General features: G+C 68.1%; 23 protein-coding genes, 2 tRNA genes and 2 pseudogenes. 18 read left to right on the forward strand and 9 right to left on the reverse strand.

Translation table 11 applies throughout. The features are described from left to right. Nucleotides 1-29: 29 nt before the first annotated feature. A tRNA-Tyr gene (locus ACFW01_RS01035) sits at nucleotides 30-108 on the reverse strand. A gap of 429 nt (nucleotides 109-537) precedes the next feature. Here ACFW01_RS01035 and ACFW01_RS01040 point away from each other — a divergent pair. After that, on the forward strand, nucleotides 538-1,443 hold the full coding sequence (locus ACFW01_RS01040) for a hypothetical protein (protein ID WP_384501963.1): 906 nt from the start codon (nucleotides 538-540) through the stop codon (nucleotides 1,441-1,443). Next, nucleotides 1,440-2,672 carry a hypothetical protein gene (locus ACFW01_RS01045; RefSeq protein ID WP_384501965.1) on the forward strand — a complete coding sequence of 411 codons (1,233 nt, stop codon included), beginning with the start codon at nucleotides 1,440-1,442 and terminating at the stop codon, nucleotides 2,670-2,672. The genes ACFW01_RS01040 and ACFW01_RS01045 overlap by 4 nt, the downstream gene beginning before the upstream one ends. Before the next feature lie 220 nt (nucleotides 2,673-2,892). Here the strand turns inward: ACFW01_RS01045 and ACFW01_RS01050 are convergent, their stop codons facing one another. Then, nucleotides 2,893-4,779 carry a hypothetical protein gene (locus tag ACFW01_RS01050; RefSeq protein ID WP_384501966.1) on the reverse strand — a complete coding sequence of 629 codons (1,887 nt, stop codon included), beginning with the start codon at nucleotides 4,777-4,779 and terminating at the stop codon, nucleotides 2,893-2,895. Between the two features lie 144 nt (nucleotides 4,780-4,923). Between ACFW01_RS01050 and ACFW01_RS01055 the strand changes: the two genes are divergently transcribed. Next, nucleotides 4,924-5,712 carry an NUDIX domain-containing protein gene (locus ACFW01_RS01055; protein WP_384501968.1) on the forward strand — a complete coding sequence of 263 codons (789 nt, stop codon included), beginning with the start codon at nucleotides 4,924-4,926 and terminating at the stop codon, nucleotides 5,710-5,712. Here ACFW01_RS01055 and ACFW01_RS01060 read toward each other — a convergent pair. After that, nucleotides 5,696-6,698, reverse strand: a pseudogene (locus tag ACFW01_RS01060) (XRE family transcriptional regulator). The gene ACFW01_RS01055 and the pseudogene ACFW01_RS01060 overlap by 17 nt on opposite strands. A gap of 671 nt (nucleotides 6,699-7,369) precedes the next feature. On the opposite strand from ACFW01_RS01060, the gene ACFW01_RS01065 reads away from it, so the two are divergent. From ACFW01_RS01065 to ACFW01_RS01105, 9 genes are all read left to right on the forward strand, one after another. Next, nucleotides 7,370-7,639 (forward strand): DUF6284 family protein, encoded by a 270-nt coding sequence (locus ACFW01_RS01065; RefSeq protein ID WP_384501970.1) that lies wholly within the window; start codon nucleotides 7,370-7,372, stop codon nucleotides 7,637-7,639. Nucleotides 7,640-7,689: 50 nt separating this feature from the next. Continuing rightward, complete coding sequence (locus ACFW01_RS01070; RefSeq protein ID WP_384501972.1) at nucleotides 7,690-8,661, forward strand: DUF2637 domain-containing protein; 972 nt, start codon at nucleotides 7,690-7,692, stop codon at nucleotides 8,659-8,661. Then, nucleotides 8,658-9,308: a GGDEF domain-containing protein gene (locus tag ACFW01_RS01075; protein WP_384501974.1), complete on the forward strand. Its 651-nt coding sequence runs from the start codon at nucleotides 8,658-8,660 to the stop codon at nucleotides 9,306-9,308. Before ACFW01_RS01070 ends, ACFW01_RS01075 begins: the two co-directional genes overlap by 4 nt. Then, nucleotides 9,308-9,691: an RRQRL motif-containing zinc-binding protein gene (locus ACFW01_RS01080; RefSeq protein ID WP_384501976.1), complete on the forward strand. Its 384-nt coding sequence runs from the start codon at nucleotides 9,308-9,310 to the stop codon at nucleotides 9,689-9,691. Before ACFW01_RS01075 ends, ACFW01_RS01080 begins: the two co-directional genes overlap by 1 nt. Before the next feature lie 91 nt (nucleotides 9,692-9,782). After that, nucleotides 9,783-11,990 (forward strand): cell division protein FtsK, encoded by a 2,208-nt coding sequence (locus ACFW01_RS01085; RefSeq protein ID WP_384501978.1) that lies wholly within the window; start codon nucleotides 9,783-9,785, stop codon nucleotides 11,988-11,990. 140 nt (nucleotides 11,991-12,130) lie between these two features. Beyond that, nucleotides 12,131-12,406, forward strand: coding sequence for a hypothetical protein (locus ACFW01_RS01090; protein WP_384501980.1), 276 nt, complete (start codon nucleotides 12,131-12,133; stop codon nucleotides 12,404-12,406). Continuing rightward, nucleotides 12,403-12,597, forward strand: a complete 195-nt coding sequence (locus tag ACFW01_RS01095) for a hypothetical protein (RefSeq protein ID WP_384501981.1) — start codon at nucleotides 12,403-12,405, stop codon at nucleotides 12,595-12,597. The genes ACFW01_RS01090 and ACFW01_RS01095 overlap by 4 nt, the downstream gene beginning before the upstream one ends. A 14-nt stretch (nucleotides 12,598-12,611) precedes the next feature. Continuing rightward, nucleotides 12,612-13,082, forward strand: a complete 471-nt coding sequence (locus ACFW01_RS01100; RefSeq protein WP_384501983.1) for a hypothetical protein — start codon at nucleotides 12,612-12,614, stop codon at nucleotides 13,080-13,082. Nucleotides 13,083-13,128: 46 nt separating this feature from the next. Beyond that, nucleotides 13,129-13,746 carry an XF1762 family protein gene (locus ACFW01_RS01105; protein WP_384501985.1) on the forward strand — a complete coding sequence of 206 codons (618 nt, stop codon included), beginning with the start codon at nucleotides 13,129-13,131 and terminating at the stop codon, nucleotides 13,744-13,746. On the opposite strand, the gene ACFW01_RS01110 is transcribed toward ACFW01_RS01105, so the two are convergent. Next, the gene (locus ACFW01_RS01110) at nucleotides 13,747-14,769 is read right to left on the reverse strand and encodes a hypothetical protein (protein WP_384501987.1); all 1,023 of its coding nucleotides are present in this window, start codon (nucleotides 14,767-14,769) and stop codon (nucleotides 13,747-13,749) included. A 138-nt stretch (nucleotides 14,770-14,907) separates the two neighbouring features. Here ACFW01_RS01110 and ACFW01_RS01115 point away from each other — a divergent pair, with 138 nt between their 5' ends. The 4 genes from ACFW01_RS01115 to ACFW01_RS01130 all read left to right on the forward strand — a co-directional run bounded on the left by ACFW01_RS01115 (nucleotide 14,908) and on the right by ACFW01_RS01130 (nucleotide 19,293). Then, a complete protein-coding gene (locus tag ACFW01_RS01115; RefSeq protein ID WP_384501989.1) occupies nucleotides 14,908-15,759 on the forward strand; it encodes a bifunctional DNA primase/polymerase in 852 nt (283 codons plus the stop codon). A gap of 2 nt (nucleotides 15,760-15,761) precedes the next feature. Then, nucleotides 15,762-17,237, forward strand: a complete 1,476-nt coding sequence (locus ACFW01_RS01120; protein WP_384501991.1) for an ATP-binding protein — start codon at nucleotides 15,762-15,764, stop codon at nucleotides 17,235-17,237. Between the two features lie 441 nt (nucleotides 17,238-17,678). Continuing rightward, on the forward strand, nucleotides 17,679-17,864 hold the full coding sequence (locus tag ACFW01_RS01125) for a helix-turn-helix domain-containing protein (protein ID WP_308884014.1): 186 nt from the start codon (nucleotides 17,679-17,681) through the stop codon (nucleotides 17,862-17,864). Nucleotides 17,865-17,925: 61 nt separating this feature from the next. Further along, nucleotides 17,926-19,293 carry a tyrosine-type recombinase/integrase gene (locus ACFW01_RS01130; RefSeq protein WP_384501993.1) on the forward strand — a complete coding sequence of 456 codons (1,368 nt, stop codon included), beginning with the start codon at nucleotides 17,926-17,928 and terminating at the stop codon, nucleotides 19,291-19,293. Nucleotides 19,294-19,457: 164 nt separating this feature from the next. On the opposite strand, the gene ACFW01_RS01135 is transcribed toward ACFW01_RS01130, so the two are convergent. Then, a tRNA-Tyr gene (locus tag ACFW01_RS01135) sits at nucleotides 19,458-19,539 on the reverse strand. A 234-nt stretch (nucleotides 19,540-19,773) separates the two neighbouring features. Between ACFW01_RS01135 and ACFW01_RS01140 the strand changes: the two genes are divergently transcribed. After that, nucleotides 19,774-20,262: a YajQ family cyclic di-GMP-binding protein gene (locus ACFW01_RS01140; RefSeq protein ID WP_234957984.1), complete on the forward strand. Its 489-nt coding sequence runs from the start codon at nucleotides 19,774-19,776 to the stop codon at nucleotides 20,260-20,262. Between the two features lie 75 nt (nucleotides 20,263-20,337). Here the strand turns inward: ACFW01_RS01140 and ACFW01_RS01145 are convergent, their stop codons facing one another. Continuing rightward, entirely contained in the window at nucleotides 20,338-20,604 is a 267-nt protein-coding gene (locus ACFW01_RS01145) for a GlsB/YeaQ/YmgE family stress response membrane protein (RefSeq protein WP_125495721.1), read from the reverse strand. Between the two features lie 145 nt (nucleotides 20,605-20,749). Between ACFW01_RS01145 and ACFW01_RS01150 the strand changes: the two genes are divergently transcribed. Then, complete coding sequence (locus ACFW01_RS01150; RefSeq protein ID WP_234957985.1) at nucleotides 20,750-21,994, forward strand: APC family permease; 1,245 nt, start codon at nucleotides 20,750-20,752, stop codon at nucleotides 21,992-21,994. A 78-nt stretch (nucleotides 21,995-22,072) separates the two neighbouring features. On the opposite strand, the pseudogene ACFW01_RS01155 reads toward ACFW01_RS01150, so the two are convergent. The 3 genes and pseudogenes from ACFW01_RS01155 to htpX all read right to left on the reverse strand — a co-directional run. Continuing rightward, a pseudogene (locus ACFW01_RS01155) lies at nucleotides 22,073-22,440 on the reverse strand (hypothetical protein); the annotation flags it as partial. Between the two features lie 86 nt (nucleotides 22,441-22,526). Further along, the gene (locus tag ACFW01_RS01160; protein WP_234957986.1) at nucleotides 22,527-22,943 is read right to left on the reverse strand and encodes a YccF domain-containing protein; all 417 of its coding nucleotides are present in this window, start codon (nucleotides 22,941-22,943) and stop codon (nucleotides 22,527-22,529) included. Continuing rightward, nucleotides 22,940-23,803, reverse strand: coding sequence for a zinc metalloprotease HtpX (gene htpX / locus ACFW01_RS01165; protein ID WP_234957987.1), 864 nt, complete (start codon nucleotides 23,801-23,803; stop codon nucleotides 22,940-22,942). Before htpX ends, ACFW01_RS01160 begins: the two co-directional genes overlap by 4 nt. Between the last annotated feature and the right edge of the window lie 154 nt (nucleotides 23,804-23,957).

Here is a 23,957-nt window from a genome sequence, read left to right on the forward strand (position 1 = left end):
GCTGCTGGTCACAGACCCTTTCGGTCGTGTGGCGGCGCCAGGATTCGAACCTGGGAAGGCTGAGCCGGCAGATTTACAGTCTGCGCGACCACTCCGTGCTGAGCTGCCCATTCCCACCGTGCGGCGTCCTCCACCCCACACGTGTCCCACCATGCTCGATGTGACCGACCGTTGAGCCGGCAAACCTATGGGCCAGTCAGGTTTCCCGAAGGCATGGGTTGACGTTCCATACTGCTAAATGGTACGTATCTTGAGCGTCGATCTGCATGATCGTTGTCGTTCGACACTTGGATCACCAAATCCGAGTGGCCTCATGAGGCACTGCGATCCGAGGAAGCGTCTGGGTAAGGAGCCCCGGCGGGACCATGGTGAAGGTTCAACATCAACGAGATGCGGCAGGCGCCACGGAGCACATCGTCGGCCGTCGGGCAACGATTCCCTTCGTGGGCGGACGAATCTCCACCCTTTGGGTGTCGCACGTCGAAGCCGTCACAGCGCTGGGCTGTGCGCGGTGGTGTCACGATGGGCCATGAGCCAGTGACCGAGAACAACCCCCTGTTCCAGGACCCGAAGAACCCGCAGCCGCCCGTGAGCCTGCCAACGCCAGCCTTCGAGGACCTGGAAGAGCTGAGCATCACCCGCCGGCCGCGGCCACTGCCGGACGTCCCGGAGACGTCCGCTCTGCGTAAGGTCGCCACGCGGCTGAGCAAGAACCCCCTCACCAACCTCAGCGAGGACGCCCGCAAGGCGGCCGCCGCCCTTCAGGTGGAGCCCGAACGGGCTGCACTTCTAGTCACGGCACAGCAGAACGGCGTCTCGCTGCTGAGCGAGGTCGCTGTACCCGGCGGTTCGCTCTACGTCATCGAGTGCCGGGCCTGGACCCGCATGCTCTTCCCCCTCTACCAGCCGCGCATCGCCGCCCTGTCTCTGGCCGTGCCGCCGCCGAAGCTGCTTGACGACAACGACACCAACGGTGCGATGGCACAGGCCCGCTGCGAGTTCGACAGCCCCAAGCGGCTCGCGGACCTGGTCCGCGAGACCGTGTCCGCCACCCTGAACGTGCCGAAGGCCGACTATTCCGACTCGATCATGCAGCGCGGGGTCTCCGAGCCGCTGCTCGTCATCCTGGTGCGGACCACGTTCACGGACGGGTCGCCCAGCCGAGTTCTGCCGGTCGTCGTCGACGGCATCTCGCGTCTCTCCTCGGCAGCCAAAACCCGGACCGGTAAGACCATCGCCGGTGCCGCCGACGCGGTGGTTGAGGACCTGCTGCGCGACCCGAACTCCTTGCGTCGCGCGATCCGTGACGAGGTGGCCCACTACAACTCCGCCTATCAGCGCGGCCTGACGGACCAGGTTGTCCGTGTCGGACAGGCCGCCACCGTCCCCGTGCGCCTGGTCGTCGGCGCTCGCAACGGCGACACCATGGAGGACAGCCGGTGACCACGCAGACCGCAATGCCCCTGCCCACGCCCGGGACATCATTCGTGACGATGGTGGAGAACCTCGTCGCCGGTGAGCACCTGGAGAAGAACCCGTGGACGCCGGACGCGATGTGGCACAACATCGCCAACCAGGCTGTCGACGCTCTGGTGGCCCGCGGTGAGCTGCGCCGCGATGAAGCCGACATCATCACCGGCCTGACCCCGCTAGAGGAACTACCCACCGCGCTCGACTGCCCAGATCCCTCGCCCATCTGGCGGTGCGTCTACACCGCCTACCGTCTCACCGCCGGCTCGTCCTTCGGTGAGACGAAGGCCGACATCCGCAACATCATGGCCCGCCGTGCCGTCACCAACAAGCAGTTCAGCTTCATGCTCGGCGTCGTCGTCGACCGGGACATCCGCCGTGCTAAGGCCCGAAAGGAACCCGGGTCACGCCGGCCTTCCTCCCTCCAGAGGGCTCGCAACGCCTTTGGAGACGGCGGTTTCCTCACCGAGGATGTGCCGGGCCGACATTGGATTCCCGCGTTCATGCCCCTGCCTCAGCTGCTGGAAAGGGCCCTCGCCGGCGACCGGGATGCCCGGATCACACTGATGATCGGCGGCGGTTTCGCCCTGATGATGGACGGCTACCTCACCCGAGATCGCGAGTCGAAGCTGTTCGAGGGCAACGCCCCCTTCCGGGGCTCTCCCCCCGCCATCCTCACGGACTTGGCCGGCCATGAACACGGCCTGCGAATGCTTGCCACGGCCTGGGAGTATTGGGACCCGACGAAGCCTGCACACGACTACGACATCCCCGTCATCAACGCGGACGGCAGCCTCGTCGTCACCGGGGACACCCGCGAGACCCGAAGCCCGGAACGTCTGACCGAGTACAAGCTCTACGAGATCGCCAGTCCTTCCAAGGCCATGGCAGGCTTCCTCAAGCAACAGGAAGCCCGCAAGGCACGCAACCAGGCCGCCAGTCCCGTGGACCGTGACAGGGACAACCGCGAACGCCTCGCCATTGCCCTCGACATCGCCAAGGACGCGGCTACCGCCCTGGAGAACTCAGCCGTCTCTCCGCCACCCCACCCCTTCGGCACGCAGGAAGAGTGGGAGCGCGCGAGGAGCACAGCGCAGGAGGTCTACGACACCCTCGTAAGGAATCGCCCCGACCCCGGTGAGGGTTACATCGAAAGCGCGGATCCCGAAGAGGACGAGGACGCCCAGTACGACGACGAATGACCAAGTGATGGCCGGCCCTACAAGGCCGGCCATCACTGTGTTCGCGCACGGACACCTTTTAAGGAACGGGACATGAACTCGCCGAAGGGCGGGTTGAGCTCCAAGACGGCCGATAAGGCAATTTCACACTCTGCGCCGACTAGCGCCTGGGCTGGCTAGCCGTTCTGCATCCAGTCTCTCACCCCACGGGGCCCCGTACCGCCCGTGGGCCACCCTCTTCTCACGCCTGGTCGGCATCCCCTGCTTCTTCGACCTGCTTGAGCCTCCCCACTATCCGATCGAATAGACCTTGCCAGATCTTATCCAAACGCTCCGACCTCTTCGGCTTGATACCCCTCTCCACAAGAATATAGTCGCGCAGCGAAGCCCTATACAGCCCAGATCCCTCTTTTCCCTTGAGCAGCTCCGGAAAAGACGGCCCCCCATACTGCTGAACCGCTTCGACCAATTCGAGTTCCGCTATATCAACAATCTGCAGGTCGCCTACATCAGGTTCCTGAAGCAAGTCCGAGCGCCTCAACATGTCTTCAATTATGGATGTAGTCATTGGGTTGACAGGGAATCCCTCACTTGCCACCACGACCGGGTGAAAGCGGCGTGGCGCATCAAGACTTGCGCCCGTCAATCGCTCGCTACCGGTTCTCAACGCCTCGATGGTGGCCGCTATCTGCTTAGCCTTCGCGCCGACGAGAGTCTCCAAGTCTTTTTTGAGCGCCTCTGCTGAAGTTCCCGCCACCGACCCTCTCATCAGTCTTCGAGTGGACACATCCAGGACGATCCACGCATCGCCAAAATCAATCACGGCATCCACAACCTTCCTTTCCGAGCCAAAGGCTCGTCGAAGGTCTTCCTCGCCGTAAAGGCTTTTAGCCACTCCTTTCGGGGCGAGAGATGCGACGACCTCAAGCCCGTAGAACTCACTCACCCTGCCCGCATACTCTCGTAGCTGCCCAACCTTCTTCTTGTCGGGCCGCAAAGCTTCCTCAACGTCAAAGTAGGGAAGCCATCCAAATACTCGATGAATGAGCAGTTTGGGATCCAATACGATCACCCCGCCCGGAACTCCAAGTAGAGGAAAGCGTTCGAACGGAGCAATTGACCACCTGAGATCACCGTCGGCACTCTGGTGATCCAGGACGATCTCGAACTTCAGCTTTTCCGGTGTAGCAGCAACATGCTTAATGGCCTGAACAACCTCGTCATCCGACAAGCCCAACTTGCGGAAGTACGATCCAGGAACGACGGGTTGCTCGTGAAGCATGGTGTGGACGTAAGCGGCTAGGGTCACCATTTCTAGATGGTCAAGTTCGACGCCAACGTTTTCTCTAAAAAGGATTTCGAAGGACCCCAGTTTGGGATGCGGCTGCTCGCTTGGTATCTCTCTCCAGCGTCGCGAAAAACTCGCGATCACGGAGGGCAGATCTAGTGGGCGGTTAAAATGCTGATTACTAACCAGCTCGCGAGCTATTTTTCCCGGCAGTCCGTCTTCATGCACACCGCCCCCATCCCCCACATTCGGTTCAATATGGTCCCCAAGGACCAACGGAAGCAGCGCAATCTCTTCGAGATCTTTCTGCTCGCCGTCCACCGAACTATAGATCAGGGCCAATTTGGCAAGCAAGTGCAGAAGTTGCGGAACCACGAATACCCGACCGTCCGACACCAAACCACGAGCTTGGCTAAGCCTGACGCCAGAAAAATAACTTTCAACGTAGCGCCTGCTAACTTCCTCACGCTTTCGCCCCGGATCCACATCCCGAGCCAACCAATACGACGTGAAGGACAGAATCTGCATTAGATTGGCAGATTTCAAGTAGTCCAACACGACTGAGACAGTGGACGTTCGGCCAGTCAGTTCCTCGTGAGTCACGTAAGTGAGCATCAGGTCAATAGGAGCGACACCTTGCGCGTAACGCTCGGGGACAATGAGACCGGAAGGAATTTGCACATATCTACTACCGAGCGGGGCGACGGAAGTCCCTGCAAAGAAAGGGCGGCCGTTGGACACTTCAGTCAAATACCCAACGGAAGTGCGTGCCACAGGGTCAGATGTCAGCAATGCGTGCAGCCGACGAATTCTCTCGGCAGTACTTCGATCGTTGCTCATTTCTTCCCTCACCCGAGTGCGTCTCCCCATGACAGCTTAGAGAGCCCAGCGCAAGATCACTCCCGAATAACACCAGGTAGCTATCGGGTGCTCGATGACCGCTAAGCTGGTACGCACCACCTCAGAACGGAGAGTGCTCCGCGGATGGGACCGAAGACGACCAAGGTCTACGAGACGCTTCGCGCGCGACTCGTGGCAGGTGAGTACGCAGCCGGCGACAAGCTCCCCTCAGAACGCACACTCGTGGAAGAACTCGGCATCGGCCGGACGGCTCTACGGCAGGTGCTCGCCCGTCTCGTCTCCGAAGGACAGTTGGAGGTGCGGGGGCGTAGCTCGTACCGGGTGCCGGGCGCGGTGAGCGTTCAGCGACCGGAGGGCCTGGAGCCCTGGCGCATCCACGGCGAGCGGGACGTGTACGACAACCGTTGGGTCAGGCTCCAACTTTGGGACGTGGAGCCGCCAGGCGTGAAACGGTTCGAGCATCACGTCGTAAGGCTTCACCACGTAGCGATCACTGCCGTCGTTGATGAAGAGGACCGCGTCCTGATGATGTGGCGGTATCGCTTCGTGCCGAAGCAATTCGGCTGGGAGCTCCCCGGTGGCATCGTCGACGAGGGGGAAGACCCTGCGGACACGGCGCTGCGGGAGACCATTGAAGAGACAGGGTGGCGTCCCAAGTCGCTGGACCACGTCGTGAGCTATCAGCCCATGGTCGGCATGGTCGATTCCCCGCACGAAATCTTCGTGGGACACGGCGCTGAGAAGGTCGGTGAGCCGACCGACCTGGAGGAGGCCGGCCATATCGAGTGGGTGCCGCTGGCGGACATCCCCGGGCTCATGGCCCGCGGTGAGTTGCTAGGCTCCGGCACCCTCGTCGCGCTGCTACACATCCTCGCGGCACGGCGTACGCAGGGATTCACAACCGCGCACTGAGCAGGTCGACGCGACGACGTTGCCGGACCGAGCCGGTACGGCCCGCCAGCAAACGGGCCTGCCGCAAGTGCGTGCCAGCGTCGTCGTATTCAGCTCGCGTGAGGTGAGCCTGCGCCAGGTCGGCGAGAAGGCCGGCGCGGGCGCGCACGAACGTCGGGTCCATGACCTCAAGCGCGCCGTAGAGGCTGGTGACTGCCGACTCCTCCCCGAGGAGAGCAAGCACGTTGCCTTGCCACCGGGCGAGATGAGCGCCATTGAGGAAGATGCTCAGCATGTCCGGGTCCCTGTCCTCTTGGCCCGGCGGAATGATGGCCATGGCCGCTTCCAGCGCACGCCGGCTGTCGTCCGGCATCTCGGCATGGGCGCACATCTCGGCTTCCGCGGCGTAGAGCCACGCCCGCAGCCGAGCGGACCCGGATGAGCCGACGGTCCGCTGTGCGTCGCGCACCAGGTCGACGGCGAGCGCCTGCCGCCTCGCAGAGCACGTACGCCTGCTCGCCCATGGCGTGAGCCAGGTACATCGGCTCTTCAGCGTCGCGGGCCGCCCGCTTGGCGAGTTCGTAGTGCCGCCAAGCTCGCTCAACCGCTCCCGAGTCGATTGCCTGCCACGCCGCGAGAGTAGACGCACCGGCGAGCGCGAGCGCCACGGGACGGCGCGTGCTGGGCAGTACCGCGAAGTTGAGCGCGTCTTCGAGGGCAGACAGGTGGCCGGTCATCTGGTCGACCAGGACCGCGGCGCCCCTTTGACGGTCCATGGTGCGCAGTAGTTCGGTCTGGTCGTTGAATGCCTTCACCATGGATTCACCGACGCTACTCGCCGAGTCGATCCGGCTCAACAGATCGTCGTAACCGTCTGCTGTTGGCGCTGCCGGTACCGGGTCGGAGTCCCGCAGCTCTGCGTCCGTGAGGCCGAGGAGCTGCCGCAGGACGCGGGCGTACCGGTCTGAGATGGTGCGCTTGCCGTTCTCCCACTCGGAGACGTACACCCGCAGACTCGCGGTCGATGCGACGTCAGTGAGGTTCCGTCGGGCGTACTGCTCGATCTCGCGGATCAGTCGTTCCTGTGACCATCCGCGCGCCGTCCGTGCGTTGCGAAGTCCTGTACTCACGGGCGACCTCCCGACGTTGGTTCCGCTCGCATCACCTTGCCAGCATGGCGCATGTCTCCGCAGGTCAACAGCCCTTAACAGGAAGGATGTTAAGCCCTGTTGGCTACCGCCGACCCTGCCACAAGAGGTCTTCTGGAGATGCACCGCGGCGGGGTGACCACCACCCGGAACAGCGAACCACCTTGACACTGGTGCGCACCAGATGCACTCTACTGGTGCGCACCAGATTGCCAGGGTGGTCCTGGACTCGTGCTGCGCGAGACGAACGCCTGGAGAGCTCCGTGAATCGAGCTCGAAAGAAGCGCCGGCTCTTTGAGAACTCCATAGGTGGGCCCCGTCTCCCCGAGTCGAAAAGACGGACCGCGCGGCAACGCCGCGTTCGACCTCTCCGCAGCTCGTCTGCTGCGGGCCGGTTGCCTCCGCTGCACGTCTCGTACGTGCGGCGCTGAGGGGAGCCGGGTCTACCGACTTCGACGGCGCGCGGCCCCGGGTGGCTAGACCCGGGGCCGCTGTTCGGGCCGTTCCTCTGCGAAAGGGAACCACGACCCATGAACCACATCGTCACTGTTCAGGACGCTGTTACCGCGTTCGCCGACTTCATGGAGCCGACGGACGCCGAGCTGAACGCGATCGAGCGGGAGATGCCCGTCATCCTCGCGGACGTCGACCTGTTGGACGCGTACATCGTCACCCTCGACCGCACGCCGACCGAGCTGGACGACCGCCGCACCCGCCGGGCCCGTCGCCGGGCACTGGCCGCCCGCGTCACCCAGATCAACCAGAGGGCCGCCGCGAGCCTCCCGGGCGGTGCGGCATGACGTCACGGCCCGTTGAGCCTGCGGCGGTCCCGCCGCTGACGCGGCCGGAGATGGGCCTTGCCGGTTTCGGCGCGCTCGCTGCGGCCGGTGTCGGTGCGCTCGGTCTGATCTCGTCGTTCGATGCCGTGTCGGCCGCTGCCGCCCGGTGGGGGTTCGGTGAGCCGTGGATGCTGCCGGTCGGTATCGACGTGGCCATTCCGGTGTTCACGCTGGCCAACCTGCTGCTGATCCGGATGGACATGGCGCTCGCCTGGGTGCGGTTCGTGCCCTGGGTGCTCACCCTGATCACGTGCGGGTTGAACGTCGCCGCCGGGCACTCGCTGTGGGCGAAGGTGGCGCACGGCACGATGCCGCTGCTGTGGGTGGTGTTCTCCGAGATCGGCGCGCACATCTACGCCGTGCGGATCGGCGCCGCGACCGGCCGCCGCATGGAGAAGGTGCGGTTCTCGCGCTGGCTGCTCGCCCCGCTTTCCACGTTCGCGCTGTGGCGCCGGATGACGTTGTGGGAGGTCACCTCCTACACCACCGCCCTCGCCCGGGAGCGTGAGCGGCTGCTGGCCCGCGCGGAGTTGCGAGAGCGCTACGGCCGGTCCTGGCGGCGCAGCACCCCGCGCCGCGAACGCGTCCTGCTGCGCCTGGGTGAGCTGAACCCGACGGGCGCCGTGCCCTACGCCGCCCCCGCCCCCCAGCCCACGCAGGAACTGCCGGCAGAACAGCCCGCGCCTCCGGCTGCGAAGGCACCGCGCAAGCGGGCGACGAAGGGGCGGGGCAAAACCGCGCCGCGCTCGGTGGCGGACCTGCTGACCGAGGCGCGCAAGCTCACCTCGGAGTGGCCGGACGCCGGTGTCAACGCGGAAGCGCTCCGCAAGGCGCTGCACTGCGGCGCTGCCCCCGCCCGTCAGGTGCGTGACGCGCTGCTCGCGGAGCGGGCCGACGGCCGCGCCCTGCGCCCCGTCGACACTGACGACGCCCCCGCCGACGTCGACACGTCCGGTGACAGCGGTGAGGGGGTAGCGGCATGAGCACGCTGGCCACGTTCCTGCTGTCCGCGCTGCCGCTCGCTGCCGGGTGGGCGGTGCACGTGTGGAGGCTGCGGGCCGTGCTGAGCACGGCCCGCCGTGACCCGCTCACCGGGTTACGCACCCGCGACGGCTTCACCCGCCGCGCCACTGCCCTGCTCAAGGACCCCCGCGCGGTCGTCGTCCTCGCCGACGTCGACAGGTTCAAGCACATCAACGACACCTACGGCCACGCCGCCGGTGACGTCCTGCTGAAGGCGACGGCCGACCGGCTCGCCCACCATGTCGGCCGCACCGGGGTCGCCGGGAGGCTCGGGGGCGATGAGTTCGCCGCCGTGCTCCTCGACGACCACAGCACCGCCGCTGACATGCTCGCGGTCCTGCATGGCGTGCTCGCGCGCCCGGTCGACGGCCAGAACCCGGACGTGCACACCACGGTGTCGCTCGGCTGGGTGCGCGCCGCGGACTTCCCCGCCGACGACCTCTCCGCCCTGCTGCGGCGGGCGGATGAGGCGATGTACGCGGCCAAGCAGGCCCGCGCCGGACTGCGCCGCGCCGGGCTCGGCAGGCTGTTCGCCACCCTCGCCGGACGCCGCGCCGGCCGCACCGGCGCCCGCCCCGACGCCCCGGCCGTCGGGGTGGCGGCCTGATGTCGGCCGCCTACGGCAAGTGCTTCGACCCGACCGGCGCCCGCTACGGCGTGCCGACCTACCCGTGGCGGCTGGCCCCGGACGGCTTGGCCACCCGCCGACAGCTCCGGACGATGGGGCTGCGCCCGGGTGGCCAGCCGATCGCGGCGCAGGTGATGCGGGTCAACCGGCGAGCCGGGGACGCGCGAGTCGGCTACCTCTACCGCGTCGACTGCGCCAAGCCGGTACGCCCGATGACGTCGCGCAAGTGGGGCGCGCTCGCCCTGGCGATGCTCGCTCGCCGTACCTGCGCGCGCTGCCTGCTGGACGTCGGCTACTGCATCCCCCGCTCGCACGGCATCTGCGGCATGTGCATCGCCGCCGAGGAACAGCGCACCGCCTGACCTGCACCACAAGCCTCGCGCGGGGTCCGTCCGCCCACCTCCTACAGCGACGGCCGGACCCCGCCTTTCCTCCTCTTGGAAGGAACCTTCAGTGAAGCACCCCGACGACGACAACGAACTCTTCAACCGACTGGAAGCCGAGATGACCACCGACTCCGGCGGCGACGTGGTCGACCTCGACAAGGCACGCTCGGCCCGTGCCGAGTCGGCCGACCGGTCGGCCGACTCGACCCCGAACGGGTCGGGTGCCGAGTCGGCCGACGGGTCGACCCGGATGATGGTCGACCAGTCGGCGCCCACCGCGACCGGCCCCGGCTACCTCGGTCGCCTCGCCGGTGCGCGGCGCCGGTCGGTCGTCCCCGAGTGGCTGCGGTCGACCGGCGAACTCAAGACGGCCGCCGGGTGGGTGGCCCGCCACTACGCCCACGCCGCCGGCTATCACGCGCTGCGCGCCCCGGTCTACGCCGCCCGCCTCGCGCTTCAGGCGCCGACGGGTGCGGCGAAGTTCGTGGGCGGCACGATGCGCTGGGTCGCCGACCGCGAGGGCGAACCGGTCCGACTCGCCGCCGTGCGCCGCGAGGACGCCGCCGAATACCTGAAGCTGTCCCGCCAGCGCGACGGCCGCGTCCGACTGCGCACCCTGGTCGCCGTCCTGGGCATGTTCATCGGCCTGGCCACCGCCCTCGCTCTCTACGTGCTCGCCCCGACCTGGCTTCAGGTCGTGTCGGTGAGCGCACTGGTGATGGCGCTGGGCACACACGGCCGCCACGCAGACGCCCCGGTCATCCACCGGGCGGTCGAGCTGCCGAAGGCGGTCAAGCTCACCAGTGACATCGTGCTGCGCGCGCTCGGCTCGCTCGGTATCCCGGCGATCAACCAGGCGCAGGGCAAGGGGCGGGACGGGTTCGAGTTCACCGCCCCGATCACCCGCGACGGCCCCGGGTGGCGGGCGGAGGGCAACCTCCCCTTCGGCGTCACCGTGACCGACATCATCGAGCGCCGCGAACGCCTCGCCTCCGGCCTGCGCCGCCCGCTCGGGTGCGTGTGGCCGGAGGCGGTTGCCGACGAACACACCGGGCGTCTGGTGCTGTGGGTCGGGGACCAGGACATGTCGAAGGCGAAGAAGCCCGCGTGGCCGCTGCTCAAGGCGGGCACGGTCGACCTGTTCAAGCCCGTCCCCTACGGCACCGACCAGCGCGGACGCTGGGTCGCACTCACCTTCATGTACATCGCCGGTCTGATCGGCGCGATCCCGCGCATGGGCAAGACCTTCCTGCTCAGGCTGTGGCTGCTCATCGCCGCCCTCGACCCGCGCACGGAACTGCACACCTACGACATGAAGGGCACCGGCGACCTGGACCCGGTCGGCAACGCCGTTTCCCACCGCCACGCGGCGGGCGACGACGACGAAGCGATCCAGTACGCGCTCAACGACTTCCGGGCGCTGCGCGAGGAGCTGCGCCGCCGCACGAAGGTGATCCGGAGTCTGCCCCGGGACATCTGCCCGGAGTCCAAGGTGACCAGTGAACTCGCCTCCAAGCGCTCCCTCGGCCTGCATCCGATCGTGATCGGGGTGGATGAGTGCCAGGTCCTGTTCGAGCACCCCGAGCACGGCAAGGAGTTCGAGGAGCACGCAACCGACCTGGTCAAGCGCGGTCCGGCCACCGGCATGGTGCTCTTCCTCGCCACCCAGCGACCGGACGCGAAGTCGCTGCCCACCGGTATCAGCGCGAACGCCTCGCTGCGCGCGTGCCTGAAGGTCATGGGCCAGACCGAGAACGACATGGTCCTCGGTACGTCCTCCTACAAGCGCGGGGTGCGGGCGACCATGTTCGCCTGGGGTGACAAGGGCATTCACTACCTCATCGGTGAGGGCTCGGACGCCCGGATCGTGGGCGGCGTGTTCGTGGACGCGCCCGGTGCGGAGCGCATCGCCGCCCGCGCCCGCACCGCCCGCGAGGCGGCCGGACTGCTCTCCGGCTACGCCCTCGGGGAAGCCCCCGAGCAGGGCACCGGCCCCGCCTATGACCTGCTCGGCGACATCGCGGCCGTGGTGCCAGAGCAGGACAAGCGGATCTGGAATGAGCGGATCGCCGCCCGCCTCGCCGAACTGCGCCCCGACGTCTACGGCGGCTGGAAGGGCGAGAACGTCACCAGCGCGCTCAAGCCCCACGGCATCAAGACCCGGGACGTCGCAGGCACCACGGACGACGGCACGCGCACCACCCGTAGGGGCATCGCCCGCACCGACCTCCTCAAGGCGATTGCGGAGCGTAACGAGAAGCCGGGCGCCGCATAGCGTCGCAACGGTGCTACCGGTAGCACCCACACCTGCTACCGGTAGCACCCCCGCTAGCACCCCATCCGCACTCCCATCTGCGATCTAGCGGATAGCACCCCACCTGCGGAAACCCCGGAAAACCGCCTGGAAGGGCCCCCATGACCCCCATACTCCTTGCTATCGCCTGCCTGATGCTCGTCACGGTCGGTTACGGCGGGCTGTGTGCGGCTTCGCCGTTCGGCGACTGCCGCACGTGCCGTGGCTGGGGCTTCGCGATGAAGACCGACCGCAAGGGACGCCAAAAGCGCGGCAAGGACTGCCGCCGCTGCAAGGCCACCGGCAAGCGCATCCGCACCGGCCGCTGGCTCTACAACCGCTGGGCCCGCATCTACCGCGCCGGCACCGACACCCCCCGCCCGAAAGGCATCCGATGATCCTCAACGTCTCTGCCGTGCTCCTGTTCGGCGCCGCGTCCCTGATCGCGGTCAAGACCAAGTCCGCCGGGGGCGGCGCGGCCGTCGTGCTGTTCATGTTTGGGTTCTTCGCCGCCGGCACTGGCGCCTACGAGCCCATCCACAACCTCGTGCAGGCGTCCGCCGACGCCATCTCCGCACTCGGCAACTAAAGGAGCCTGGCGCCATGAACCAGCCCACCTACCACCCTGCCGCGTACGACGCGGCGGGCGTGGAAGTCCACCGTCCCGTGCCCCTCGCCCCCGCGGCGCCGCCGGTGCGGGTGCCGGTGCCGGGGCAGCCGGGCGGTATCCCGTCGGTGGCGAGCGTCGTCCTGCCGGACGGCCGTGTCGTCACCGGCTACGCCGTGGCCTCCGTCCAGCCCGAGCCTTTCGCGCCCAAGCCGCCCGTCTCCCGGGTGGCCGTGAACATCGCGCTGGGGGGCGTCGGGTTCGCCGCCGTGTGCGGCGGGCTGTTCCTGCTCACCGCGTTCGTCGCCGCGCTGACCGCGTTCATCACCCAGCTCATCACCCTCGCGGCCGTCATCTTCGGCGGCTGGGTCGCTGTGCTGATCTTCGACGCGCGCGGCCATCGGGTGGGCGGGATGACGTTCAACATCCGCAAGGCCGTGTTCAAGCGCAACCACTTCCGCGGGTAGCGGCGTGAGTGCCCCGCCCGGCGCTCAGCGGTTACACATCCTCCCGATGCGGTGGAAGGCCGCTTGCGCCTACGTCGACCAGACCCACCGCCACCACGATGCCCCGCAAGGGCATCAGTTCTCCCTCGGTGTCTACGCCGACGACGGGCGTCTCACAGGCGTCGCCATCGTGGGGCGCCCCGTCAGCCGCCACTTCGACAACGGCCTGACCATCGAGGTCACCCGGGTGGCCACGGACGGCACCGCGAACGCGTGCTCCGCGCTGTACGCAGCTGCGTGGCGGACCGCTCGCAGTGCGGGCTATCGACGCGCCGTCACCTACACCCAGGAAGGAGAAAGCGGCGCGAGCCTGCGTGCCGCGGGATGGCGCAAGGTCGCTGACCTGCCGGCCCGCCCAGGCTGGAACGCGCCCAGCCGCCCCCGGCGCATACTCGGTACCGAGAACGTAGCCCGCGCTCTGTGGGAGATCACCACTCACAACGCGCCACCGCTGCCCGAGCTCAGTGACGAAACGCGTGACGTAACTGCCCAACCGCGGGGCCGGCGCAAGCGGTGCCCGGAATGCAGAGCACCGGTCACAACGCCGCCTACGGGCCGGCCGCCGCGGTACTGCTCGCCGGCATGCCGTCAACGCGCCTACCGCCGGCGCACGGCCGGCCGCTAATCAAGCGGTGAGCGGCCAGCCAACGAACCCGTCCTCCGTCTGATAGACCAGCGCCACATCCTCTTCGGCAAGCAGATCCTGAATGTCCGCGGTGGGCTTGCTGGGCAACAGCACCGCGACCCGCAGGCCCTCCTTGTGGGGGATGTGCCGGCGGTAGTCGGCCAACTGACCGATCGCCATGCGCACGTTGGTACGGGTCGTCAGGCCCTTCGCCTCGTACAGGGCGTGATCCGTCGCGTCGTACAGGTCCGGGGTGAGGGCGCCGGGCTCGCCCTTGATGGTGATCTGGAAGCTGTGGGTGTCGTGGCCGGCCGCGGACAGGTGGGCCACGAACGCGGTGACCAGTTCGCCCTCGCGGCGCAGGATCTTGCGCTGCCCGGCGGGAATGTCCGCGACCGTTTCGGCGGTGCCGTGCTGCTCGGTCTTCTTCGTCTTGGCGCCGCTCTGCTCGGGCAGGGTGACGGGCTCCGGGAGTCCCGTGGCCTGCCCCGGTTCGGTGATCTCCACGTCCGTCTGCGGTGCGTCCGGCAGGAGATCGTCCTCCGTCCACGCCGGCGTCGTTCCCGGGGCAGGCCGGAAACGGAACACCAGAACGTCGCGCATCTTGTGGTCCTGGCCCGGCGCACGCCGCACCTCGTAGGGCTTCACCAGGTCGACCACCATCTGACCGATGTAGCGCTGCTGCATGGCCCCGCTACCGGGCACCCTGCCGTCCGCGACGAACAGATGGACGTCGCGTTCCTTCGCGGCCGCGGTCAGCAGGGACCCGTTACGGCCAGAGGGCTTCTGATCCCCGTTCGCACCGGCGCCGGTGTACAGGTACAGCGGCCCGTACTCGTCGTCTTCCGCGCGGCCATCGAAGGTGTAGCCGTACTCCTCGCCCGCGGACGGGTCGGAGTACACGAACACCCTGCCCGCATCGTCGGCAGGCTCGATGCCCTGGTACTTCCCACACCCGTAGGCCGCAGCAATGGCCTCACGCGTCGTCACCATGCCCGGCACAAGATCAACGGTCGTCGTCATGCCGCGACCTTAACCACGCCCACTGACAACCTGCTGCCCCATTTCCGGGACACAGCAAAGGGCGGCCCCCTCGTCTCGCCAAAGCCGCGGGACCGCCCTTCCCAACCAGCACCATCAAGGAACTGGAGATACCCCAGCATGACGCAACCCACCCCCCAGCCGCAGCACACGGCGCTAGGTCTCGCCGCGTCCGGTGTGCCCGTGCTGCCCCTGCGCCGGGGCAAGGTCCCCTTCGGCAACTGCACGACGTGCGCGAACAACGCGTGCGGCGGCCGACCGAACATGAAAACCCCGGGCCCCTGCCGGTGCCCGGCCCCCTGCCACGGATGGGCCTCCGCCACCACCGACCTGGCCGTCATCGTCTCGCCCACGTGGGCGGCGGCGTGGCGGCGGGCGGTGTGCGTCGCCTACCACCCCGGCGGCGCCGGCCTGACCGTGGTCGACCTGGACGACGCCGACGCCATCACGTGGGCCCGCACCGCGCTGCCGGCCACCCGGACGGTGCCGACGACGCGCGGTGAGCACTGGATCTACCGGGGCGCCATGACCTCCCGCAACGCGGTCCGTCCCGGTGTCGACATCAAGTCGACCATGGCCTACGCCCGTTGGCTCGGGCACGGCGCCGGCACGATGGCCGCTCTCCCGGACGCGGTGCGCGCCCTGGCAGTGAAGGAGCCGTCCCCTGCCCCCAGGGCGTCACAGGCGCTCTCAGGGCTCCTCGCGGGCGGTCAGGGCGAGTGCCCGCACCGCACGCCCGTCTTCCTGGAACGGGGCGTCGCCATGGCGGAGCAGCGCATCACGGAGGCGTCCAGTGCGGTCCACGCGACCGTGTACCGGACGTTCCTCGCGGTGCTGTCCCGGCACGGCCGGTGCGGCTGCCTCACCGACACCCACGTCGCGCGGCTGTTCACCGCCGCGCAGGCGAAGGGCGAGACGGCCCGGCACTGCACGGACGCGTGGACCAACGCCCGCACTGCATTGGGGATGTGACCGTGTCCGAGGACGAGAAGACGCCGGGCCGCGAGGTCATCACCGACTACGCGCAGGCCCATTTCCGCTACTTCCGCACCGTCGACGGCACCGTCTACGCCCAGCGCAACGGCCACCCCGTAGCCCGCCCCATCCGCTCCCAGGGCACCACCGGAAGCCACCGCCAGGAACTCATGGTCGGCCTCTTCCGCGACGGGATCGGCGTCTTCAACGGCACCGCCTTGAAGGAGGCACTGGACTTGATCGAAGCACTCGCCCTCTCCCAGGACGTGCAAGCCACCCACATCCGCGTCGCCCCCGGCGCGGACGGGGCCACCTGGCTGGACCTCGGCCGCGACGACGGCCAGTCCGTGCGCCTCCACCCCACCGGCTGGACCATCGCCATCCCCGACCCCGCAGAGGTCTGCTGGCGGCGCACCCAGCTCACCGGCGAACTGCCCCTTCCCGCCAAGGACACCGCCGGGCAGGGCATCGACGCCCTGCTGAGGCTGACCAACTTCGCCACCCCCGACACCGAATGCCTGGCCCTGGCCTGGCTCGTCGGCTGCCTGGAACCGGGAGTCCCCGTCCCCGCGCCGTTCCTCACCGGCCCCCAGGGCGCAGGCAAGTCCACCGCCGGCCGCATGCTCGTGCGCATCATCGAGGGCATGAGCGGCGACCTGCGCCGCGCCCCCAAGGATGAAGAGAGCCTGATCACCGCCGTGGCGGCAGGCTGGATCACCGCCCTGGACAACCTCTCCCACCTGGCCCCGGACCTGTCCGACCTCATGTGCTGCATCGTCACCGGAGCCGAGTCCATCAAGCGCGCCCTGTTCAGCGATGGCGACGTGTACCGCTCCCGCTACCGCCGCCCCCTGCTCCTGACCGGCATCGACGTGGGCGTGATCCGGCCCGACCTGGCGGAACGGCTCCTGCCCCTGCGTCTGGAGCGGCCGAAGGTGCGGCGCACCGAAGCGGAACTGTGGGCCGACTTCACCGCCGCGCTGCCCGTCATCCTCGGCTCGCTCCTCGACCTCACCGTCAAGGTCCGGGCCGCCACCGCCCCCACCCCCACCGACCTGCGCATGGCCGACTTCGCCCACCTGTGCGCGCAGTTCGACACGGCCACTGGCCTCGCCTCGCTGCCCGCCTACCGGGCCAGCCTCGATGAACTCAACGACGACGTGATCGAGGGCGACCTGTTGGCACAGACCGTGCTGCAGCACGCCGCCGGGCTCGAACCGGGCGCAGAGCAGCGCATGACCTCGTCCGAGTGGCTGGACTGCCTCAGCCGCCTCCACAGCGGGGAGGACTGCCGTCCCCTGCCCAAGGGCTGGCCCACCACCGGCAAAGTCCTCTCCGACCGTCTCAAGCGCCTTCAGCCCACCTTCGCCTCCCGTGGCGTCGTCATCGACTGGGGACGCACCCGCGCCGCCCGCTACATCTCCATGACACGCCCCGTGCCCGAGCCCCTGCACGAACAGGGTTCCCTGCACTGACCGCGCGCGCTCGGCTGCACGACAAGCAAGAGGAGCACCCGGCGCCCTGGTGCTCCTCTTGCTGTTCGGCGACAGCCGCCCCAAGAACGCGCCGCGAAGCGGCTCTCTCTTCAACACCGCAGCCGCACCACAAGCAGAAACCACCCCCCTTCCTTTGTCCTAAGAAGGGACCTCTGCGTCACCACGTCATCCGTCACCCCATTGACGGCCCCTGACCTGCTCGAACGGGCGTGACACAGACACTCGAAATCTGCGTCACACCGCGTCACCCGCGTCACAGCCACGTGACACACGCACCCGGCGGTGACAGACCCCAGACACCGCCGAGTCACGCAAACCCGCAGGTCAAAGATCCGCATGACGCGTTTGACGCAGTGACGCAGAAATCCGCACCTCGGACACACCACCACCCCGAGATCACCAGACCGAGGAGTAGCAACGATGGCCCGCCCCAAGATGCTCAAGCTCCCCGAAGTCCTCGAAGAGATCGAGATGAGCCGCGCCGCCTTCTACCGCATGCGCGCCCGCGGCAAGGCCCCCAAGCTCATCAAACTCCCCAACGGGCATATCCGGTGCCGCCGCAGCGACCTCGACGCGTGGTGGGCCACGCACGAAATCGCAGCCTGATCCCCTGACCGCAACGACGGGGCCCCGCCATGGTGGGGCCCCATTCGCAGGAAGGCCCCCGATGGGCAAGACGTACGACGTTCGCATCTGGTCCATCCGACAACGGAAGGACCGTGCACAGACCTCTGCCGAATTGCGCTGGAAGACGGGCGCCACTCCGCACTCTCAGACTTTCCGCACCAAGACACTGGCAGAGGGCCGCCGCGCCGAGCTGCTGCGGGCGGCGCACGCTGGCGAGCCGTTCGATGAGTCCACCGGAGCGCCACTCTCCGAGCTGCGGCAGCGCAACGACGTGAGTTGGTACCAGCACGCCCGGGAGTACATCGAGATGAAGTGGCAGCACTCCCCCGGCTCGACTCGCCGGACGCTCGCGGAAGCCATGGCCACCGTGACGCCAGCTCTCGTCAAGGACACCAAGGGCATGGCCGACGCCACGACGGTTCGGACAGCTCTCTATAGCTGGGCATTCAACGTGAGCCGCCGTGACCAGGAACCGCCGGCCGACGTGGCCGCGGTGCTGGCATGGTTCGAGCGGAAGTCCCTGCCTACGTCCGCGTTGACCGACCGAATGAAAGTACGCGCGGCCCTGAACGCGTTGACCAAGAAGCTGGACGGCACCACGGCGGCAGCGTCGACCATCCGCCGGAAGCGGGCCATCCTTCACAACGCTCTCGGCTACGCCGTTGAAGCTGGACGCTTGACGGATAACCCCTTGCCACAGGTGCAGTGGAAGTCCCCGGAGCAGGTAGCCGAGGAACTGGACCCCGCTTCAGTGCCGGACCCACGGCAGGCTCTCGCGCTGCTCGACGCCGTGCGCACGCAGAGCCCTCGCGGGCGGCGTCTGGTCGCATTCTTCGGCTGCATGTACTACGCGGCTGCACGGCCGGCGGAAGTCATCGGCCTCCGTCTCCAGGACTGCGAATTGCCCCGCCGCGGGTGGGGCACCTTGCGGCTCCGGGAAACCCGCCCGCGCTCGGGGTCGGCCTGGACGGACAGCGGGGAGGCGCACGACCGGCGAGGGCTCAAACACCGGCCCCGGAAAGCGGTCCGCAGCGTGCCGATCCCGCCCGACCTCGTGAGCCTGCTGCGGTGGCACGTCACCGCGTACGGTGTCGCTCCCGACGGACGGCTGTTCCGGACACAACGCGGCGGGCTCATCCAGGACACCGGGTACGGCGAAGTATGGGCGGAGGCCCGTGGCCGCGCGCTCACGCCGGCTCAGTGCGCGTCACTGCTGGCGAAGCGTCCATATGATCTTCGCCACGCCGCCGTGTCCACGTGGCTCAGTTCTGGTGTGGAGCCGCAGGAGGTAGCAGCTCGCGCCGGCCACAGCGTGGCCGTTCTGTTCCGGGTCTACGCGAAGTGCCTGGACGGCGGCGCCGCCACAGCGAACGCCCGGATCGAGCGGGCACTGAAGAAAGGCAGCTAGGCGGGCCGGAAGCTGCCCCACGCCTGCCCCACACGGACTGGTCAGCACCCGAATCAGGGTGAGACACAGTGGGAAAAAGCGCTCATAACGATCAGGCCATGCCCGGGAACGACGAAAGGGTCTGTGATCAGCATTGCTGCTGGTCACAGACCCTTTCGGTCGTGTGGCGGCGCCAGGATTCGAACCTGGGAAGGCTGAGCCGGCAGATTTACAGTCTGCTCCCTTTGGCCGCTCGGGCACACCGCCGGGGTTTGCTGCCTGTCGAGCCGCTTTTCGGCGGCGCTCCGTGGCAACGACGTAAACAATACCTGATGTGGCGGGGTGCTTCGCCACCCGATTGATCGCCGCTCGGGGGGCGGCGGGTGGCTAGGCTGGTCCGGATGCGGCCGAGGGACCCTGGCGGGCTCGGCGGCCGCCGACACATGCCGGTACGAGCCCGATATGGGCCGACACGCACCCAGATACAAGGAGCCACAGGACATGGCCGACTCCAGTTTCGACATCGTCTCGAAGGTCGAGCGGCAGGAGGTCGACAACGCCCTCAACCAGGCCGCCAAGGAGATCTCGCAGCGCTACGACTTCAAGGGCGTGGGTGCCTCGATCTCGTGGTCCGGCGAGAGGATCCTCATGGAGGCCAACTCCGAGGACCGGGTGAGCGCCGTCCTCGACGTCTTCCAGTCCAAGCTGATCAAGCGCGGCATCTCGCTGAAGGCTCTGGACGCGGGCGAGCCGCAGCTCTCCGGCAAGGAGTACAAGATCTTCGCGTCGATCGAGGAGGGCATCTCCCAGGAGAACGCGAAGAAGGTGGCCAAGCTCATCCGCGATGAGGGCCCCAAGGGCGTGAAGGCCCAGGTGCAGGGTGAGGAGCTGCGGGTCTCTTCGAAGAGCCGTGACGACCTGCAGACCGTCATCACCCTGCTGAAGGGCCAGGACTTCGACTTCGCGCTGCAGTTCGTCAACTACCGGTGAGTTGCTGCGGACGGGAGGGCGGGCGCCCGGCGGCGCCCGCCCTCCCGTCCGCAGTGCACGCGCGTGCGGTCGCGTTCAGTCGCGTGAGTTGCCGAAGAGAAGCCGGTAGGCGATCAGGAGCACCAGTGCACCGCCGATGGCCGCCGCCCAGGTGGCGCCGTCGTAGAAGTCCTTGCTGATCGGGTGGTCCAGCCAGCGGGCCGATATCCAGCCGCCGATGAACGCCCCCGCGATGCCGATCACGGTCGTGCCGATCAGCCCTCCGGGGTCCCGTCCCGGCAACAGGAACTTGGCGATGGCCCCGGCCAACAGTCCCAGGATGATCCAGCTGATGACGGTCATGCCGTGACCCTGCCCTTTCTCGCTGTGCCCGCACCTTCCCGGTGCTGTGGGCTCTTTCCTTCGCGGTCGCGATGTTCATGTCCTCTTGGCGGGGAGGACGTTGCGAGCGCGTCCGGTGGTTGCGCTGATCAGTATGGTGCGACCCATGACACCTGCGGGTTCTGAGCTGCGTCGCACGCTGGGTGTGGGCGACGCCGTCGTCGTCGGGCTCGGTTCGATGATCGGCGCCGGGATCTTCGCCACTCTGGCGCCGGCGGCGCGCGCGGGCGGGTCGGGGTTGCTGATCGGTCTCGCGGTGGCGGCCGTGGTGGCCTACTGCAACGCCATGTCCTCGGCGCGGCTGGCCGCCCGTTGTCCGGCCTCGGGCGGCACGTACGTCTATGGGCGTGAGCGGCTCGGGGAGTTCTGGGGGTACCTCGCGGGCTGGTCGTTCATCGTCGGGAAGACAGCCTCCTGTGCTGCCATGGCGCTCACCGTTGGCGTGTACGTCTGGCCGGAATGGGCGCATGTGGTGGCGGTCGCGGCCGTGGTGGCGCTGACCGCGGTGAACTACGGCGGCATCCAGAAGTCCGCCTGGCTGACGCGGGTGATCGTGGCGGTCGTCCTGGCTGTCCTCGCTTCCGTGGTGGTGGTCTGCCTGGGGTCGGGGCGGTCCGATGCCGGACGGCTGGACATCGGGTTGTCGGAGGGCGCCGGCGGGGTGCTGGAGGCGGCCGGGCTGCTGTTCTTCGCGTTCGCGGGGTACGCCCGGATCGCGACCCTGGGTGAGGAGGTGCGGGATCCTCGGCGCACCATTCCCCGCGCGATCCCGCTGGCCCTGGGGATCACGCTGGCGGTGTACGTGTGTGTCGCGGTGGCCGTCCTCTCGGTGCTGGGCCCGGTCGGGCTGGGGCAGGCGCCGGCTCCGCTGGCGGACGCGGTGCGGGCGGCCGGTGTGCCGGGGCTCGTACCGGTCGTGCGAGTGGGCGCGGCGGTGGCGGCGCTGGGCTCGCTGCTGGCGTTGATCCTGGGCGTGTCACGGACCACGCTCGCCATGGCCCGGGACCGTCATCTGCCCGAAGCGCTGGCCGCGGTGCATCCGCGTTTTCAGGTGCCGCACCGGGCCGAGCTGGCCGTGGGCGCGGTGGTCGCCGGCCTGGCGGCCACGGTGGACGTGCGGGACGCGATCGGCTTCTCCTCCTTCGGTGTGCTCGTGTACTACGCGGTGGCCAACGCGTCGGCCTGGACGCTCGACCGGTCGAGGGCGTCGCGGGTGGTACCGGCGCTGGGTCTGATCGGGTGCGTGGTGCTCGCCTTCTCGCTTCCGGCGGGGTCGGTCGTCGTGGGTGTGGGTGTGCTGGCGGTGGGGGTCGTCGCGTACGGCGTGCGGGGGCAGCAGGTTTCGCGGTAGGTGGCCGTGGGGGGGGGGAGGGCCGTGGGGCGGGCTGGCCGCGAGGCCGTCATGCCTCGGGCTTCTCAGGGGGGTCTGGGCGGGGGGCGCGGCCGCCGTGGGTCCTCTTCCCTTGCGCAGGGGGAAGTCGGTCCACGGGACCGGTTCCGGGCCCTCGCTGGCCTCCTCGTACCAGCCCGTGCCGCCGAGCCAGGTGTGCAGCCGGCCCGTGAGGCACGGGGCATCGACGTACCAGTCGGCAGCAGACCGCACCCCGGCCGGAACCCGCCGTCCCCTATCCGCAGATACGGCTCGGCGAGCAGCGGAGGGAGGGAGTGGCCCAAGGCTGTCCCGGGCCGGGGCGGGGTCGTCCCGTCGACGGGCGCGGGCAAAGAATCCCGGCTCCAGGGGCGGGTGTTGTGTGCCTTGTCGGCCACCCGTGCCGGCAACTGCTCGTTCTCGCTCATGCATTCATCATGCAGGCCGCCACCGACGAACGAGCGGGCCTGTGGACAACCCGGAAGTTGTGGACAACGAGCGCTCCAGGCTCGTTCTACCAACCCGTCTGCCGGCCGCCCGCGGTGGCCGTGAACGGCTGGTCCGTCCGTACGATCTCGCGTCCCATCGGGAGCAGCGAGACGGGGATCAGCTTGAAGTTGGCGATGCCCAGCGGGATGCCGATGATCGTGACGCAGAGCGCGATGCCGGTGACGATGTGGCCGAGGGCCAGCCACCAGCCGGCCAGGACCAGCCACAGCACGTTGCCGACGCAGGAGGGGGCTCCGGCGTCCTGGCGCTCGACCGCCGTGTAGCCGAAGGGCCACAGCGCGTAGACGCCGATACGGAAGGCCGCGATCCCGAAGGGGATGCCGATGATCGTGACGCAGAGCAGCACGCCCGCGAGCAGGTAGGCGAGGAACAGCCAGAAGCCGCTGAGCACGAGCCAAATGACGTTGAGGATGGTCTTCACTGCTGACGACCTGCCATCTTTTCGAGCCGGGCGATTCGCTCCGCCATCGGCGGGTGGGTGGAGAACATCTTCGACAGCCCCTGTCCTGGTCGGAACGGGTTGGCGATCATCATGTGGCTGGCGGTCTCGATCCGGGGCTCCGGAGGCAGTGGAAGCTGCTTCGTGCCCGTTTCGAGTTTGCGCAGGGCGCTGGCGAGGGCGAGGGGATCGCCGGTGAGCTGCGCACCGGAGGCGTCGGCCTCGTACTCCCTGGAGCGGCTGATCGCCAGCTGGATGACGGTGGCGGCAAGCGGACCGAGAAGCATGATGAGGAGCATGCCCAGCAGACCGGGTCCGTCATCGTCGTTGGAGCGTCCGATGGGGATGAGCCAGGCGAAGTTGACCAGGAACATGATCACTGAGGCGAGGGCGCCCGCGACGGACGAGATCAGGATGTCCCGGTTGTAGACATGGCTGAGCTCGTGCCCGATGACGCCGCGCAGCTCGCGCTCGTCGAGCAGGCGCATGATGCCTTCGGTGCAGCACACGGCCGCGTTGCGCGGGTTGCGTCCGGTCGCGAAGGCGTTGGGTGCCTCGGTCGGTGAGATGTAGAGGCGCGGCATGGGCTGGCGGGCCTGCGTGGAGAGGTCTCGGACCATGCGGTACAGCGCCGGGGCCTCGAACTCGCTGACCGGGCGGGCCCGCATCGCGCGCAGGGCCAGCTTGTCGCTGTTCCAGTACGCGTACGCGTTGGTGCCCAGGGCGACGAGGACGGCCACGACAAGCCCCGCTCGGCCGAAGAAGCTGCCGATGACGATGATGAGCGCCGACAGTCCCCCGAGGAGTACTGCGGTCCTGAGCCCGTTGTGCCGGCGGTGCACGGTACGCCCTCCAAGTGGTGCGGCAGGGGAACCCTTCGCTTGCTGGTCTCGCTCGCTGTGGTTGCTTCCTGGTCTCCGGTGCCACCGGTGCCGTGGCATCACGTCCAGTGGACCCTTCCGTACTGGTCAACGCCAGGCGAGGGCCACCAGTTCC

This window comes from Streptomyces sp. NPDC058985, from assembly GCF_042740985.1.
Classification (GTDB): domain Bacteria; phylum Actinomycetota; class Actinomycetes; order Streptomycetales; family Streptomycetaceae; genus Streptomyces.